At 60.6% G+C, this 16,306-nt stretch carries 15 protein-coding genes and 1 pseudogene; 10 read left to right on the top strand and 6 right to left on the bottom strand.

Annotated features, from left to right (window positions below; genetic code table 11):
• Positions 1-34: 34 nt before the first annotated feature.
• Positions 35-1,525 carry an aldehyde dehydrogenase family protein gene (locus AB4Z35_RS12370; RefSeq protein WP_442097280.1) on the bottom strand — a complete coding sequence of 497 codons (1,491 nt, stop codon included), beginning with the start codon at positions 1,523-1,525 and terminating at the stop codon, positions 35-37.
• Between the two features lie 545 nt (positions 1,526-2,070).
• Between AB4Z35_RS12370 and peaA the strand changes: the two genes are divergently transcribed.
• The 4 genes from peaA (at position 2,071) to peaD (ending at position 6,645) form a co-directional block, all read left to right on the top strand.
• On the top strand, positions 2,071-3,651 hold the full coding sequence (gene peaA, locus AB4Z35_RS12365) for a quinohemoprotein amine dehydrogenase subunit alpha (protein WP_442097278.1): 1,581 nt from the start codon (positions 2,071-2,073) through the stop codon (positions 3,649-3,651).
• Between the two features lie 81 nt (positions 3,652-3,732).
• Positions 3,733-5,163 (top strand): quinohemoprotein amine dehydrogenase maturation protein, encoded by a 1,431-nt coding sequence (peaB, locus tag AB4Z35_RS12360; protein ID WP_442097276.1) that lies wholly within the window; start codon positions 3,733-3,735, stop codon positions 5,161-5,163.
• A gap of 1 nt (position 5,164) precedes the next feature.
• Entirely contained in the window at positions 5,165-5,488 is a 324-nt protein-coding gene (gene qhpC / locus AB4Z35_RS12355) for a quinohemoprotein amine dehydrogenase subunit gamma (protein WP_007971075.1), read from the top strand.
• A 38-nt stretch (positions 5,489-5,526) separates the two neighbouring features.
• Complete coding sequence (gene peaD, locus AB4Z35_RS12350) at positions 5,527-6,645, top strand: quinohemoprotein amine dehydrogenase subunit beta (protein WP_442097275.1); 1,119 nt, start codon at positions 5,527-5,529, stop codon at positions 6,643-6,645.
• 136 nt (positions 6,646-6,781) lie between these two features.
• Here the strand turns inward: peaD and AB4Z35_RS12345 are convergent, their stop codons facing one another.
• Together AB4Z35_RS12345 and AB4Z35_RS12340 are read right to left on the bottom strand one after the other, a co-directional pair.
• Positions 6,782-7,174, bottom strand: a complete 393-nt coding sequence (locus AB4Z35_RS12345) for a lysozyme inhibitor LprI family protein (RefSeq protein ID WP_442097274.1) — start codon at positions 7,172-7,174, stop codon at positions 6,782-6,784.
• A gap of 63 nt (positions 7,175-7,237) precedes the next feature.
• On the bottom strand, positions 7,238-7,636 hold the full coding sequence (locus tag AB4Z35_RS12340; RefSeq protein WP_442097273.1) for a GFA family protein: 399 nt from the start codon (positions 7,634-7,636) through the stop codon (positions 7,238-7,240).
• Between the two features lie 199 nt (positions 7,637-7,835).
• Here AB4Z35_RS12340 and AB4Z35_RS12335 point away from each other — a divergent pair, with 199 nt between their 5' ends.
• Positions 7,836-8,324 carry an SRPBCC family protein gene (locus tag AB4Z35_RS12335; RefSeq protein ID WP_442097271.1) on the top strand — a complete coding sequence of 163 codons (489 nt, stop codon included), beginning with the start codon at positions 7,836-7,838 and terminating at the stop codon, positions 8,322-8,324.
• 286 nt (positions 8,325-8,610) lie between these two features.
• Here AB4Z35_RS12335 and inhA read toward each other — a convergent pair whose 3' ends face one another.
• Positions 8,611-9,297, bottom strand: a complete 687-nt coding sequence (gene inhA, locus AB4Z35_RS12330; protein ID WP_442097269.1) for an isonitrile hydratase — start codon at positions 9,295-9,297, stop codon at positions 8,611-8,613.
• Positions 9,298-9,385: 88 nt separating this feature from the next.
• On the opposite strand from inhA, the gene AB4Z35_RS12325 reads away from it, so the two are divergent.
• Complete coding sequence (locus tag AB4Z35_RS12325; protein WP_442097268.1) at positions 9,386-10,369, top strand: GlxA family transcriptional regulator; 984 nt, start codon at positions 9,386-9,388, stop codon at positions 10,367-10,369.
• A 40-nt stretch (positions 10,370-10,409) separates the two neighbouring features.
• Here the strand turns inward: AB4Z35_RS12325 and AB4Z35_RS12320 are convergent.
• Positions 10,410-12,235 (bottom strand): annotated as a pseudogene (locus AB4Z35_RS12320) (glycoside hydrolase family 15 protein).
• A gap of 255 nt (positions 12,236-12,490) precedes the next feature.
• Between AB4Z35_RS12320 and AB4Z35_RS12315 the strand changes: the two are divergent.
• Positions 12,491-13,663: an MFS transporter gene (locus AB4Z35_RS12315; RefSeq protein ID WP_442097267.1), complete on the top strand. Its 1,173-nt coding sequence runs from the start codon at positions 12,491-12,493 to the stop codon at positions 13,661-13,663.
• 137 nt (positions 13,664-13,800) lie between these two features.
• On the opposite strand, the gene AB4Z35_RS12310 is transcribed toward AB4Z35_RS12315, so the two are convergent.
• On the bottom strand, positions 13,801-14,148 hold the full coding sequence (locus tag AB4Z35_RS12310) for a DUF6124 family protein (protein WP_442097265.1): 348 nt from the start codon (positions 14,146-14,148) through the stop codon (positions 13,801-13,803).
• Positions 14,149-14,656: 508 nt separating this feature from the next.
• Between AB4Z35_RS12310 and AB4Z35_RS12305 the strand changes: the two genes are divergently transcribed.
• The 3 genes from AB4Z35_RS12305 to AB4Z35_RS12295 all read left to right on the top strand — a co-directional run bounded on the left by AB4Z35_RS12305 (position 14,657) and on the right by AB4Z35_RS12295 (position 16,286).
• On the top strand, positions 14,657-15,070 hold the full coding sequence (locus tag AB4Z35_RS12305; protein WP_442097263.1) for a VOC family protein: 414 nt from the start codon (positions 14,657-14,659) through the stop codon (positions 15,068-15,070).
• Positions 15,071-15,107: 37 nt separating this feature from the next.
• On the top strand, positions 15,108-15,590 hold the full coding sequence (locus tag AB4Z35_RS12300) for a GNAT family N-acetyltransferase (protein WP_442097358.1): 483 nt from the start codon (positions 15,108-15,110) through the stop codon (positions 15,588-15,590).
• Positions 15,591-15,779: 189 nt separating this feature from the next.
• Positions 15,780-16,286, top strand: a complete 507-nt coding sequence (locus tag AB4Z35_RS12295; protein ID WP_108231953.1) for a PaaI family thioesterase — start codon at positions 15,780-15,782, stop codon at positions 16,284-16,286.
• Positions 16,287-16,306: the final 20 nt, after the last annotated feature.

Below are 16,306 nucleotides of genomic sequence, written 5' to 3'. Positions count from 1 at the left end.
TTGCCCGCGAAGGCGGTCTGAAGGACGCTACAAATCACAACTTGATCAACACCGACTTCAGCTCGGTGTAATGCTCGATCGCCGCATACCCCATCTCACGCCCGACCCCGGACATCTTGTAGCCGCCGAACGGCAGCGCCGGGTCCAGGGCGCTGTGGCAGTTGACCCACACCGAACCGGACTTGATCCGTGGAATCATCCGGTGCACCGCCGCCAGATCATTGGACCAGATGCTCGCCCCCAGGCCGTAGGGACTGTCATTGGCCATGCGCAAGGCATCGGCTTCGTCATCGAACGGGATAGCCACCAGCACCGGGCCGAAGATTTCTTCCTGCACCAGTGAGTGCTTCTGATCGACATCCACGATCACCGTCGGCTTGACGAAATACCCCGGGCCGAACTGCTCGCCACCGCAGGCGATGGTCGCGCCGCTTGCCCGGCCCTTTTCGATGTACCCATAAACCCGCTCCTGCTGCCGCGCCGAGATCAATGGCCCCATCTCGACACTCGGGTCCAGGCCGTTGCCGAGTTTCATGGCGTTGGCGATATCGCTGATGTCCGCCACCACGTTGTCGAAATGCTTGCGCTGTACATACAGCCTGGAGCCTGCGCAGCAGACTTGGCCCTGATTGAAGAAAATCGCGCTGGCAGCCCCGGCCGCGGCGGTTTTCAGGTCGGCGTCGGCCATCACGATGGTCGGTGATTTGCCGCCCAGCTCCAGGGTCACCCGGGTCATGGAATCCATGGCGATCTTGCCGATCTGCTTGCCCACGGCGGTGGAACCGGTGAAGGTCAGTTTGTCGACCAATGGGTTGTGGGTCAGGGCCGAGCCAGCAGTGATGCCGGTGCCGGTGACCACGTTGAACACGCCTTCGGGATACCCGGCTTCCAGCACCAGCTCAGCGAGTTTCAGCGCGGTCAGCGGGGTTTCGTCGGCGGGTTTGAGCACCACGGTACAACCGGTGGCTAGGGCCGGACCGAGTTTCCAGCAGGCCAGCAGCAGCGGGAAGTTCCAGGCAACGATGGCGCCGACCACGCCCACCGCTTCGCGTCGAATAAAGCTGTGGAACTGGTCGTTGGGCATCAACGGTGCCGACACGTCAACCGTAGAGCCTTCGATCTTGGTCGCCCAACCGGCCATGTAGCGCAGGAAGTCGATGGCCAGTTGCACGTCCATCACCTGGGCCACGGCCGCGCTTTTGCCATTGTTCAGGCATTCCAGTTGCGCCAGCAATTCGGCGTCGCGCTGCATCAGGTCGGCGAGTTTCCATAACAGGTTCTGCCGCTCCCGAGGACGGGTGCGGGTCCAGGCCGAGTCGTCGAACGCTTGACGGGCGGCGAGCACCGCGCGGTCGACATCCTCCGGCGTTGCCCGTGGCACCACGCATAGCATCTCACCGGTGGCCGGGTTGTGCAGGGACATGGTCTGGCCGTCGGCGGCCTCGACCCAGTCGCCACCGATGAGCATGCGCGGGGCGCGCTGGATGAATGCCGAAGTGGCGGGAAGCACGTTTGGGAGCGACATTGGCGAGGCCTCTTGTTGTTCGTGAGAACCGGGCTTTCGCAATGGCTGTGCCAGTTGTGTTTTTTCGGCCCGAAGGCCCGATCTAGTGGGGTGACAGATATTTTCCGGGTCACCGTGAGATCGATAAACGTCGCAAATTGCGACGACGTGAGACGTCCCGAACAAAATGCACATCAGGAACGTAATGCTTTTTGTAGGAGCGAGCCTGCTCGCGATGGACTAAAGAGCAATGCGTTTAGCCGGCAAGCACGGGCTATCGTTAACGACCATCGCGAGCAGGCTCGCTCCTACAGAAAGCTATGCTTGTCTCAGGCTGAAACAGTTGTCGCGAAATTAAACGTGGAACGCCGACGACACGATTGGCAAAACACCGGCCTTTATCGGCAAATCATTGATTCATTGAGGTATTCATAAGCTGGCACGCTCCGTGTATTGCACATTGCAGACGTTTCTCTTGCCTCCGTCAGCGGATCAAAGCCGGCGGCAGAAACCATAAAAACGATAAGCCACAACAATAAGAACGCACCGTGCGAGGTTCGACGTTGATGAAGAGAAAACTCCGATCAGGCATGAGCGCCAGCCTGCTGGCCGTAGCCGCTTGTGTAGCGCTGCATTCGCCTCATAGCCTGGCAGCCCGCGACGCCCAGACCATCCTCAAGGAAACCTGTCAGGGCTGTCACACCCCCGAAGCCGATAACGGCCTGAGCCGCATCAGCCACCAGCGCAAAACGCCGGAAGGCTGGTTGATGAGCATCGCCCGCATGCAGACCATGCACGGTTTGCAGATCAGCGATGACGACCGTCGCACGCTGGTCAAATACCTGGCCGACAGCCAGGGCCTGGCGCCGAGCGAAACCGATGGCGTGCGTTATGCGCTGGAGCGGCGGCTCAATACCGTCGAGCACTTCGACGACCAGACCAGCCAGATGTGCGGCCGCTGCCACTCCGGGGCGCGGGTCGCCCTGCAACGGCGTCCGGCGCAGGAGTGGGAACGCCTGGTGAATTTCCACCTCGGTCAGTGGCCGTCCCTGGAGTACCAGGCGCTGGCCCGCGACCGCGACTGGTTCGACATCGCCCGCAAGGACATGGTGCCGCTGCTGGCCAAGCGTTATCCGCTGGACAACCCCGCGTGGAAAAAATGGCAGAGCGCGGCGCCCAAAGCCGATGCGCTGGTGGGCGACTGGAGCTTCAGCGGCCACTTGCCGGGCAAGGGTGAGCTGGCCGGTGTCATGACCGTGAGTGCCGATGGCAGCGACACCTTCAAGGTCAGCGTCAAAGGCCAATACGCCGATGGCAGTCCGTTCAATGGCGACGGCAGTGCAATTCTCTACACCGGCTACGAATGGCGCGGCAACGTGACCATCGATGGCGTGACCATGCGCCAGGTGTTCGCCGCGCAAGGCAATGCGATGCAGGGCCGGATGTTCGAGGCCGAGCACGATGAACGTGGTTTGGACTTCGTCGCAGCCAAACAGGGTTCCAACCGTTTGCTGGCCGTGCAGCCGGGCTATGTGAAGGCCGGCAGTGAAAGCGAAGTCACCCTGGTCGGCAGCGGCTTGAGCGGCAAACCTGACTTCGGCAAAGGCGTGGAAGTGGTCGAAGTGCTGGAGCAAACCCCGGAACGCATGCGGGTCAAGCTCAAGGCTGCCGCCAACGCGCAACCGGGGCTGCGTGCAGTCACCGTCGGTACCCTGAAAGGCCCGAGCCTGTCGGTGTACAGCAAGATCGATGCAGTCAAAGTGGTGCCTGAGTTCTCGGTGGCGCGGATCGGCGAAGGCGGTGGTTCGACGCCGAAGGTCCAGGGCCGTTTCGACGCGGAAGCCTGGGGCAAGGGCGCAGACGGCAAGCCGTACCGCATCGGCGTGTTCCCGGCGCAATGGAAGGTCGAGGCCTTCGACGACCGCGCCAAGGAAGACGAAGACGTCAAGTTTGCCGGCACCATGCAGGCCGATGCAGGCGTATTCACCCCGGGCGATGCCGGGCCGAACCCGGCGCGCAAGATGTCCACCAACAATGCCGGCAACCTCAAGGTGATCGCCGCCGTCGACGACGCAGGGAAATCCCTGACCGGCGAAGGCCACATGATCGTGACCGTGCAACGCTGGAACAATCCACCCATTCCATGAGTTGGCTGACCCAAACGGTTTCAGACACTTTTTCGGAATGATCGCAGGTCCCCCAAGCGGGGCCTGCACAGGAGGTTGGCAATGGGCGCTATCTTGAATCTGGTCGAACGCAACCTGCACGAAGTGCAGGTCGATGCCGACCGCATGCTGTTTCACATCCCCAGCAGTTCGCTGTTCGCCAGCGATGAACTGACGGGCACCATCATCGATACCTTGCGCGGCCCGGGCTGTTCGTCGGACGACCTGATCCAGCGCCTGGCCGCGCGCTTCAACGGTGAGGAAGTCACCGAAACCCTGCGCGAGCTGATGGCCCTGGAACTGGTCAGCGACGGCTCGCCGCTGACCCCGGACATCGCCACCAAACGGGTCGAGCGCACGGCGATCAATACCGTGGTGCTCAACGTCAATACGGGCTGCAACCTGAGTTGCACCTACTGCTACAAGGAAGACCTCGACAAGCCGTCGGCCGGCAAGAAGATGGACGTGGAAACGGCGATTGCCTCGGTGGAAATGCTGCTGCGCGAATCCCCGGACGAAGAGCGTTTCACCGTGGTGTTCTTCGGCGGCGAACCGCTGAGCAACCGCAAGCTGATCGAGTACATGGTCGACTACTGTGAGAAGCGTTTTCGCGAGGCGGGCAAGTTCGTCGAGTTTGTCATGACCACCAACGCCACACTGCTCACCGAAGAAACCGTGGACTACCTCAACGCTCACCGTTTCGGGCTGTCGGTGAGTATCGACGGGCCGAAAACCGTGCACGACCGCAACCGCATCACCGTGGGCGGGCAGGGCACGTACGACGTGGTGCGGCGCAAGGCCGAGATGCTGCTGTCGCGCTACAACAGCCGCCCGGTGGGGGCGCGGGTGACCCTGACCACCGGCGTCACCGACGTCGAAACCATCTGGGATCACCTGTTCAACGAACTGGGTTTCGCTGAGGTCGGCTTTGCCCCGGTGACCTCGGGCGACATCAGCAGCTTCAACCTCACCAGCGATGAACTGGTGCAGGTGTTCGCCAACATGAAAAAACTCGGCAAGCGTTACCTGGAAGCGGCGCTGGAACACCGCAACATCGGTTTCTCCAACCTGCACCAGTTGATCACCGACATTCATGAAGGCCACAAGAAAGCCCTGCCGTGCGGCGCGGGCCTGAAGATGCTGGCGGTGGATCATAAGGGCGAACTGAACCTGTGCCACCGCTTTACCGGTTCGAGTCTGCCGACCTTCGGCAATGTCCATAGCGGCGTCAAACAGGTGGAGTTGAACGACTTCCTGTCCCAGCGCCTGGACCGCACCAACACTGGCTGCGAAGACTGCCAGATCCGCAACCTGTGTTCCGGCGGCTGTTACCACGAAAGCTACGCCCGCTACGGCGATCCGACGCACCCGACTTATCACTACTGCGAACTGATGCGTGACTGGGTCGATTTCGGCATCGAGGTCTACACCCGGATCATGGCCAACAACCCTGCGTTCATCAGCAGTTACATCACTCCGCGCAAGGCTCACTGATATGAAACATCTCAAGGCAATCAATAACAAAGCGTTGAAGCTGGATCAGGCTGCGGATGAAAACCGCATCGAAGAAGTGGTGGCCATGAGTTCCGTGGCGGGCTGTGCCTCGACCACCGACCCGGGCTGGGAAATCGATGCGTTTGGCGGTGTGTCGTCGCTGTGCCAGCCGATGGAGGCCGACCTCTACGGGTGCTCCGACCCTTGCTGGTGGCCGGCCCAGGTGCCCGACATGATGAGCACCTACCCGGACTGGAACAAGGATGCCCAGGCGTCCAACGAAAACTGGCGCAACCTCGGCACTGTCTTCCCGAAGGACAAGTGATGCCCTTGAAAGCAGCGTACAAGAAGAAGGATTCCAGCATGCACAGCATCAAAGCCTGCGGCCTGGCCGCGTTTGCCGTCCTGAGCAGTTGTTCGGTCAGTGTCCTGGCCGATGAAAATACCGCGTTGCAAGACGGTCACGAATACATGTTGACCACCAATTACCCGAACAACCTGCACGTGATCGACCTGGCCACTGACACCCTGTTCAAGACCTGCAAGATGCCCGACGCCTTCGGTCCCGGCACCGTGCAGCTGTCGCCGGACCGCAAGACCGCCTATGTGCTGAACAATCACTATGCGGATGTCTACGGCGTCGAACTGGACAGCTGCAAGCAGGTGTTCCACGCCAGCATCACCCAGAAGCCGGGGGAGAAAGCGAAGTCTATGTTCGCCTTCACCCTCAGCCACGACGGCAAGGAATTGTTCACCATCGCCAACCCGACGCTGATGATGAACGATCGGTACGAAGTGCAGCAGCCTCGGCTGGACGTGTATGCCACCGACGCCGGGATGGATGCCAAGCCTGTGCGCAGTTTCCCGGCGCCACGGCAGCTGACCATCATGCAGAGCGGCGACGACGGCACGCTGTACGTGGCGGGGGCGGATGTCTACAAGGTCAATGTGAAGACCGGCAAGTTCGACGTACTGATCCCCAGCCGTCACTGGAAACGCCCGAACTACAGCGCACCGGACGTGCTCTACGTGTGGAACCAGCAGACGTATCGGCATGACTTCTCGCTGCTCTACACCGCGGCGAAGTTCAAGGACAAGAAACAGGACCCGGCCACGGCCGAATACCTGTACGGCCTGTTCAGCGTCGACCTGAAGACCGGCAAGACCGAAACCACCGATTTCGGCCCCCTGACCGAAATCTACTTCAGCGGCATGCGCTCGCCCAAGGATCCGAACCTGATGTTTGGCGTGCTCAACCGCCTGGCCAAGTACGACATCAAGCAGAAGAAAATGCTTCAGTCCGCCACGCTCGATCACTCGTACTACTGCATTTCCTTCAACAAGGACGGCAGCAAGATCTACCTGGCGGGGACCTTCAACGATGTGGCGATCTTCGATGCCGACAGCCTGAAGCAGATCGGCAGCATCAAGATGCCGGGCGGGGACATGGCGATTACCACGGCGCAGATTTTTGTCCGGTAGTTGCGGCGCCTGAACTGACGCCTTCGCGAGCAAGCCCGCTCCCACAGGTGACCGAGTTGGAACGCATATTTGCATTCACACCGGCCCATGTGGGAGCGGGCTTGCCCGCGAAGAGGCCCTTACAGGCGCTAGAGATTCAAACCCCCGGCACCGGACACCCCAAATCCCCCTCCTGACACTTCAGGTAAGTCTTGAACGTCGCCACCCGCGCCCTGGTCAATTCAGTCACGCAATTGCTGTAGATCAGCGGATACACACTCCCGCCTTCCACCCCGGACGCCGAGAACTTGCACTCGGCATCGCGGAACGCGACCCACGCCCGCTGCGCACTCACCAACTGCTTCTTGCTGTCCGGATTGCTCTTGAGTCGCGAAGTGATCTGCTGGTACAGCGCATTCAACTCCTTGTCGGCGGCCGCATTCTGCTGTGCTGCGCACTGGTTCATCGCCGCCTGGTCGTCGCAGTCCACGGCGAAAGTCATGGTGGTGAACAACAGGGGCGTCAGCGCCAATAGTAAGCGTGGGTTCATGCTGGAGTGCTCGCTGTGACGGAATGTAGAGGTGCAGTGTAGCGCCGAGATGGATTCAGCCCACTACGCCTGCCATTGCGCGTGTTTTTCCACCGAATCGTATTCCAGCCATGGCACGTCATGGGCCGTCCAGATATGCGCCTGGGGCGTCATCTGCGGATCGGTATCCAGTGTCGCCACACGAACAATCACGTGCGGCTGAGCCAGCCGTTCGGCCATCAGATGTGAACCGCAGGCCGAACAGAAATACCGAAACTTGCCCGGCGACGATTCATGGCGGCTCAGCCGATCCTGCCCTTTGATCCAGCGAAAATGCTCGCGCATGACCCCGGCGGTCGATGCAAAAGCCGCCGCGTGAGCCTTGCGACAGGTTTGGCAATGGCAATGGCTGATGGGCATGTCGAGGCTGTCGAGTTCGTATTYGATGGCCTTGCACAGGCAACTGCCGCCCAGTTTATTCATGGCTGACTCCTTTCAGGGGAAGATTTCAATAGGGAACGTTAGCAGTTTCGATTCTCCGACTATTCTCTTGCCCCAGAACTTATCGGCGTAAATGCAACCGAATATCTCAGGTATGGTTGATTGCGCATCCAGATTGGTACAACTTTAGGGTTGGTCTTGTGATCTTACTGACCTACTGTTCAAGTACAGGAGGTGACTTATGAACCCAGCATCTGATCGCATCGAAAGGAAAATCCTGCTCAAGGCCAAGCGTTCACAGGTCTGGCGAGTGATAGCCCATGCCGAAGAGTTCGGGAAGTGGTTTGGCGTGGCGCTGGAGGGCAAGCGTTTTGTTGCAGGCGAGTGGACCCAGGGCCGGGTCACGTACCCCGGATATGAACACGTATTGTGGAACGTGTTGGTCGAGCGGGTCGAGCCGGAGCGGTTGTTTTCGTTTCGCTGGCATCCGTACGCGGTGCGTCCGGAGATCGACTATTCCCAGGAGCCAACCACCCTGGTCAAGTTCGAACTGGAAGATCATGACGCAGGCACCTTGCTCAGAGTCTCCGAGTCCGGTTTCGATCACATCCCCGATGTGCGCCGGGAAAAGGCTTTCCGAATGGATAGTCGTGGGTGGGAAGAGCAAATGAACAATATCGAGCAGTTTTTGATCGACAGTGCCAAGTCCCACGAGCAACAGAGTGGCTGAAGTCGGCTCGAAGCCTGAGGTGTCTAAGGGTTTTCGGAAGGTGGTTTATAGCGAATGTCTTACACGCGATGGTAGCGATATCGCCTGTTACAAATTGGATCCGATGAGTAATCTGGCCTCACCCACTGAAGCACAGGATGTGCTCAGGATCATGGATGATCGACCATATGCAAGGAACGCTACGACAAGGAGTCGTCATGGTCTTGGAAAAACCCGCTTCGGCGGGTTTTTTTGTGGGCGCATGAAAAGTCGTGGCGGCAGGAACCGGGTTCCCGCCGCCATTTTTTCACTGTTGATCGAGTTTCGCCGCCGCGCGCTCGGTGATTTGCGCCCGCAGTTTCAACGAGCCGGCAGCCCGCTGGCGAGCCTCTTCCAGCACACTGGCCGGGGCCGTCCCGGGGCTGCCCGCGGTAAACGGCGGGGCCGGGGCGTATTCCAGCTGCAACTGCACCAGCTCGGCGGTGGCCTGGTCGAACAGCTCGGCGGCCAGGGTCAGGGCGAAGTCGATACCCGCGGTGATCCCGCCTCCGGTCAGCAGATTGCCGTCGCGAACCACCCGATCCTGTACCGGTGTCGCCCCCAAAGGCGCCAGCAACTGGTGATATGCCCAGTGGGTGGTGGCGCGTTTGCCCTTGAGTAATCCCGCCGCGCCAAGCACCAGCGCGCCGGTGCATACCGAAGTGATGTAGCGGGCGTTGGCGGCCTGGGCCCTGAGGAAATCCAGGGTTTCGTCGTCTTCCATCAACGGCCCGACGCCGCTGCCACCGGGCACACAGATCACGTCCAGCGCCGGGCAATCGTCGAAGGTGGTGGTCGGTTTCAACATCAGGCCGGTGCTGGCGGTGACCGGCATCAGGTCTTTCCAGACCAGATGTACTTTCACATCCGGCAGCGAGGCCAGCACGTCATAAGGGCCGGTCAGATCCAGTTGCTGAACCTGTGGAAACAACAGAAAACCGATCTGCAACGTCATGGTGTTTTTCTCGTGAAGTGGGTGGACGGTTTAACTGTAGGCCCGTAGGCTTTGGCGCATACGCCAATATCCCCACGAATTACGCCAAATGCATAAAATCATCCACGTACTCGCTTTCGCCAACGTGCAATTGCTCGACGTCACCGGGCCGTTGCAGGTATTCGCTTCGGCCAACGACATTGCCCGTCAGCAAGGCCTGCCGCCACCCTACGCACCGACGGTGATTGCCAGCGGCGGCGGGGCGGTGATGTCGTCGGCGGGGTTGGCGCTGTTGGCCGAACCGTTACCGGACGAGGGCACTGATACCTTGATCATTGCCGGTGGCTGGGGCGTTTACGCGGCGGCGCAGGATGCGCCGTTGGTCGCCTGGGTGCGCGAACATGCCCATGGCTGCCGGCGGGTTTCTTCGGTGTGCACCGGTGCGTTTCTGCTGGCGGCCAGCGGCTGGCTCGATGGCCGGCGCGTGGTCACCCACTGGACCCGCTGCGAGCAATTGGCGCAGCAACACCCGCAACTGCACGTCGAGCCCAACCCGATCTTCATCAACGACGGTCCGGTCTGGACCTCGGCCGGGGTGACCGCCGGCATCGACCTGGCGCTGGCCATGGTCGAACAAGACCTCGGGCGCAACATGGCCCTGGAAGTCGCCCGGCAACTGGTGGTGTTTCTCAAGCGTCCGGGTGGCCAGTCGCAATTCAGCGTGACCCTGTCCCTGCAAAAAGAAGGCAATCGATTTGACGAACTGCACGCCTGGATCAGCGAAAACCTGACCCAGGACCTTGGCGTCCCGACCCTGGCCTTGCAGGCCGGTATGAGCGAACGCAGTTTCGTGCGCCACTACCGCGCCGACACCGGCCAGACGCCGGCCCGGGCCATCGAACTGATCCGCGTCGAAACCGCGCGGCGTTTGCTCAGCGACACCGGCGTGCCAATCAAGCGGGTGGCAGTGCAATGCGGCTTCGGCAGCGAAGAAACCCTGCGCCGCAGTTTCCTGCGGGCCATGGGCGTGACTCCGCAGGCTTATCGGGAGCGGTTTTCGGTCGGTGCTGGTGCAGATCCAGTGGTGCCTTGAGTCACCTTCTGCCTGAGTTCGAACATTTTTTGCCCCGTACTTATGGCTGCCAAACAACCTTCTCCCCACTCAACCTCCGATCCAGAAAACACGCCGCACTGATCAGCGCCAGGTGTGTCAGGGCTTGCGGGGTGTTACCCATGTGTCGGCCGTGGCTGTCGAACTCTTCGGCATACAGCCCCAGCGGGTTGGCGTACCTGAGCAGTTGTTCGAATTCCAGGTGAGCCTTGTCGAGCCGGCCGGCGCGGGCCAGGCATTCGACGTACCAGAACGAGCACGCGGCGAAGGCGCCTTCGCTGCCGGGCAGGCCGTCGATCTGGCTGTCGTCGTTGCGGTAGCGGTAGATCATGCCATCGCGCACCAGGCTCTTTTCGATGGCTTCCAGGGTCGCAAGCCAGCGCGGGTCGCGGGCGCTGACGAAACGCACCAGCGGCATCAGCAGCATTGAACCGTCCAGGCCGGTGCCACCGATGTGCTGGACGAAATGCCCGCGTTCCTCGCACCAGAAGTTCTCCCAAATGTCGGCGTAGATCGCCTGGCGGGTCTGGTCCCAACGCGCGAAGGGTGCCGGCAGCGAGCGTTTTGAAGCGAGGCGGATGGCGCGGTCCAGGGCGACCCAGCACATCAGCCGCGAATGCAGGAAATGGTATTGCGCGCCGCGCATCTCCCAGATGCCGACATCCTTTTGTTCCCAGGTTTCACAGACCTGATCGACCACTTCCACTGTGTGTTTCCAGCCTTCATGGGAGATGGCTTCACCGTATTTGTTGACCAGGTAAATCGCATCCATCAGCTCGCCAAAGATATCGAGCTGGACCTGTTCATATGCCTGATTGCCGATGCGCACCGGTTGTGCGCCACCATGACCGGACAGGTGCGTCAGCTCGATCTCTGGCAGCTCCTGGCGACCGTCGATGGCGTAGAGAATGTTGAGTTTCATCGGTTTGCCCCGACAGTCGCTGACCCGCCCGCGCAACCAGCGCATGTAGGCGTTGGCCTCTTCAACGAAGCCCAGGCGCATGAACGCGTAGACGGTGAACGAGGCGTCGCGGATCCAGGTGAAGCGATAGTCCCAGTTGCGTTCGCCACCGGGACTTTCCGGCAGGCCAAAGGTGGCGGCAGCGAGAATCGCGCCGTATTTGCGCGAGGTCAGCAGCTTCATCGCCAGGGCCGAGCGGTTGACCATTTCGCGCCAGCGACCACGGTAGTTGGATTGGCCGATCCAGTCGCGCCAGAATTTCAGGGTGCGCTGCAGGCACAGTTCGGCAGCGCCTTTCTTGAAGCGCGGATCGTCTAGGGCGCCGAGCAGGAATTGACCGGTCTGGTCTTGTTCGAGGGTGAACTCGGCAACCGCCACGTTGGCGTCGATGCGCAATGCCTGATCCGAAGAGAGCCGCAGAGTCGGTTGGCCGGCAGCCTCAAAAATCACATCCTGTTTGTTCTGGCGCGCGCGCGGGTGTGGGCGCGGGCGTAGTCATGGCGCACGGCGCAGCGCATGTGGAAGGTGGCGCGGCCGCTGACCACACGGATCCGCCGCATCAGCAGCGGCAGGTCATCTTCGGTGTCGCCGACGGGCAGCAGGTCGGTGACTTCGACCACGGCGCGGTCGCTGAGCCAGCGGGTTTGCAGCACGTTGGTGTCGGGGAGGTAAATCTGTTCGCGGCGAGCGTCGGGCAAGTCCGGTGACAACTGGAAAATCCCCGCCTCGGGGCTGTCCAGCAGCGAGCAGAATATCGATGGGCTGTCGAATTCCGGCCAGCAGAAAAAGTCCACGCTGCCCTTGTCGTTGACCAGCGCCGCGCTGCGCATGTCGCCGATGATGCCGTGGGCGTCGATGGGGCTTTGGCGTTCGGGATGATCAGCCATTGTCGCGAAACTCCGGGAATCTGGGGCCTAAGCAGGTGACTGGTTTGGGTGGCCGAGAGTTCATTTGGCGGGGGCGTGGGTTGTCTGTTCTGGCCCCATCGCGAGCAGGCTCGCTCCCACAAAGGACGGCATACACCGATCAACTGTAGGAGCGAGCCTGCTCGCGATGGGGCCTTCACATTCAACCAACAATTCCACACTTCCCCCGCAATCAGCCGTTATGGCAACGTGCAGTCCCCTGATGAGGCCAGCCCCATGGCAAACCCCTATCGCGAGTTGTTCAAAGCCCCTGGCAGTCGTGCCTTCGTACTGGCCGGGATGATCGCGCGCATGCCGATTTCCATGACCGGCATCGGCCTGATCACCATGCTCTCGCAGTTACAGGGTGGCTATGGAATGGCTGGCGCGGTGGCGGCGACGTTCGCCCTGGCCACGGCGTTTTGTGCACCGCAGGTATCGCGGCTGGTGGATCGATATGGCCAGGGGCGGATTCTGCCGGTGGCGGCATTGCTTGGTGGCGGGGCACTGTTGCTGTTGTTGCTGTGTACGCGGTTGCAAGCGCCGCACTGGACGCTGTTTGTCTTCGCCGCGCTGGCCGGTTGCATGCCGAGCATGTCGGCGATGGTCCGGGCCCGCTGGACCGAGGTGTATCGCGGTCGCCCCGAGTTGCAGACCGCCTACGCCCTGGAGTCGGTGCTGGACGAAGTCTGCTTCATCGTCGGGCCGCCGCTTTCCGTTGGCCTGTGTGTGGTGGCGTTTCCCGAGGCAGGGCCATTGGCGGCCTTGCTGGCGCTGGCTGTCGGCGTCACCGCGTTCGTGTTGCAGCGCAGCACGGAGCCTCCGGTACATCCCCACGAAGACCACCATCAAGGCTCGATCATCCGCTCTCGTGACATTCAGTTGCTGATGCTGCTGATGGTGGCCATGGGCACCATCGTCGGCGTGGTGGACGTGGTCAGCGTTGCCTTCGCCCAGCAGCAGGGCCAACCGGCAGCGGCCAGTATCGTGCTGTCGGTGTATGCCATCGGCTCGTGCCTGGCCGGGTTGGCATTCGGCGCACTGCGCTCGAAAGTGCCGCTGGCGCGCCTGTATTTGTATGGCGGGGTAGCAACGGCGGTGACTACCTTGCCGTTGCTGCTGGCGGTGAATATTTTCGGCTTGTCGCTGGCGGTGTTTGTCGCCGGCCTGTTTTTTGCCCCGACGCTGATCGTCGCCATGGCCCTGGTGGAGCAGATCGTGCCACCGGCCAAACTCACCGAAGGTCTGACCTGGCTGGTGACCGGGTTGAGTATCGGCGTGGCGATTGGTGCCGCCGGCTCCGGTTGGCTGGTGGATGCCCTTGGCGCGCGCAGCGGGTTCTGGCTGGCAATTGCGGCGGGGGCGGTGGTGCTCGGTTCCGCAATTCCAAGCTATCGCCACCTGAAATGAAGATCGACCTGTGGGGCATTTCCCTGTGGGAGCGGGCTTGCTCGCGAAGGCGTCGTGTCAGCCGGTAAAAATGGTGCCTGACACACAGCTATCGCAAGCAGGCTCGCTTACAGGTTGTTTTACGCTGACTCGGATAACTAGGGCGGATCAAGCCGATCCAGCGCCCGATTCACTGCCAGCTCCCCCAGCATGATCACCTGCGCAATCCCCAACAGCGCATTGCGACTTGTCCCCTGTAAATGATCCACCAGGTCGTTGGCCATGACATTGGCCGACGCCAGCGATTCGCAGGCGTGCACCAGCAACGTTTCGGTACTGAGTTCGGGATTGACGATGAACAGGGTGCTGGGTGTGCGCGGGGTGGCCATGATGTTGGGGCCTGGATTGAGCGCGCGCTCGGCGGTTTCGTGGAATTGTTTTGAATCGGGACTTTCGCGTGGGGAGGCCGGGTCGGAGTCCGGCGGATTTGGAGTAACCTTGAACATAGATACTTACCTTTAAAGAGGGCCGCACCAGTTCGCTACTAAACGAAGGGGTGGCAGCTGTGCGCAAGTTAGTAGACCGGTGAGGTAAGCAAAAACCGGCGCGCCCTAGGACGCCATGCGCACAGCCACCATCAAGCACAGGCGGATACCTGACTGATGATACTCATGCGACCGCTCTTACCTTGGCCGGGCTACTAAACCCGATCACTGGAAATCAGTGACCCGAACCAAGTTACCGACGACCCCCAAGGCGCACAAGCCGGCGGATTCTGGCGTACCTGTAGGCAACGGCGCAAGGCGTTGTGGCTTTCACGAAGTAACCTACAGAGCGTTTAAACAAGTGCGGCTGAGTAGTGTTCATCAGCGACGATCTGATTCCTGCCCTCGTTGTGTTTCGAAAAAAATACACAGAAAACATCTGATGGGTTATTCGGTTTTGTGTCCCTCGACATATCACTCAAAGCTGCTAGATTCACCACCCGATTGGCACGACAAGGAATGTTCGTTCATGAAATTTGGCTACCTGATCATCTACGTCAAGGATGTAGAAGCTTCACTCAAGTTCTTCTCGGCGGCCTTCGGCCTCAGTGTTCGCTTCATCCATGAGTCCGGCACCTATGGCGAACTCGAAACCGGCGAAACCGCGCTGGCATTCGTTGCCGATGAACTGGCTGCGTCGAACTTCAGCACCGGCCATGTCTCCGCGCACTCATCTCTCAAACCGTTAGGCATCGAAGTCGGGCTGGTGACCGAGGATGTCCCCGCGGCCCATGCCAAAGCGATTCAAGCAGGCGCTAGCGAAATCGCTGCCCCGACTACCAAGCCCTGGGGGCAAACCGTGTCTTACGTTCGGTGCCCGGATGGAACGCTGGTTGAGCTGTGCACACCCGTAAACGCTCCAGAGAGCGAGTCTCAGACTTGAAGTGACCCGTGCAGACAAGCCAGGCAGCAACCAGAACATGGTCACGTCAATGGATGAATTGGTGATATGTAAAATCACTGGGCTCGCGCCGCAAATCCGCGAACTGGAGGCTGAGGCCGTTGCAGAAGGCTTCAGGTTCCTCACCCGGTTGATTGCGGAATGGGAAAGCGGGGCCAATCGGTTCGATCAGCAGGGTGAGTGCCTTTTGGGGGTGTTTCGCAACGGGCCGCTGATTGCCATAGGAGGTCTTTCATCAGACCCATTTGCCGAACCGGATGCAGGGCGATTACGGCGGGTCTACGTCGCACGTGCATCAAGGGGCCAGAACGTGGGTAAAGCGTTGGTGCAGCAACTGCTGGAATTGGCGTCCGGGCATTTCCGCGTTGTGCGACTGTTCACGGACACACCCGAAGGCGCTGCCTTTTACCTTCGCTGCGGGTTCCGGCCGATACAGGATGATTTTGCGACGCACATGAAGTCACTGGTGGATGTCCCATCGACAATGGGACATCGCTCTTGAAGTGCCTAACCGACTTTTTCGCCCAGTAACGGCTGTGTATGATCACTACGGCCCGATGCCGCCCGCCGCTCGCTCCCGCCGGGAAAGGTGAAAGCAACTCTTCCTTATTGATCAGCCGTTGCGCACCGGAGCGACCCGGTCCGCTTTGAACCACGACGATTCGCCCCCGGTATTAAGGATGAACACGCTATGACCACGCAGAACACTTCGCTTCAAGACATCGCTGCGCCTGAAGGCGTTTGTTATGGCTGCGGCAGCCAAAACCCGCACGGGCTGCACGTCAAGAGCTTCTGGCATGAAGACGGGGTGCATGTCATGGCCGAGCATATGCCGGATGACAAGTATTGCGGCTGGCCGGATCTGGTTTACGGCGGTTTGATCGCGATGCTGGTGGATTGCCACTCCAACTGGGCGGCGATGGCTTATCACTACCGGGCAGAACAGCGCGAAGTGGGCAGCTTGCCCCACATCACCTGCGTCACCGGTAACCTGGGCATCAAGTTCATCAAGCCCACCCCGATGGGCGTGCGCCTGACATTGCGGGCAAAAGTCGAGGGCGATGTCGGGCGCAAAAGTCGCGTCATTTGTGAGGTCTTCGCCGGGGATGTCCTGACTGCTGTCGGGGACTCCACTTTTGTCCGCGTCGATACCGAGCAACTCAGGGCCGCCGCGCACGAGCGTCAGGTCGAATCCTGAAGCAAATCAGGCACAGACTG

It is taken from the genome of Pseudomonas sp. KB_15 (genome assembly GCF_052114525.1).
GTDB lineage: Bacteria > Pseudomonadota > Gammaproteobacteria > Pseudomonadales > Pseudomonadaceae > Aquipseudomonas.
Note: the sequence above shows the minus strand (reverse complement) of the source record. Positions and strands in the feature narration are given on the sequence as shown.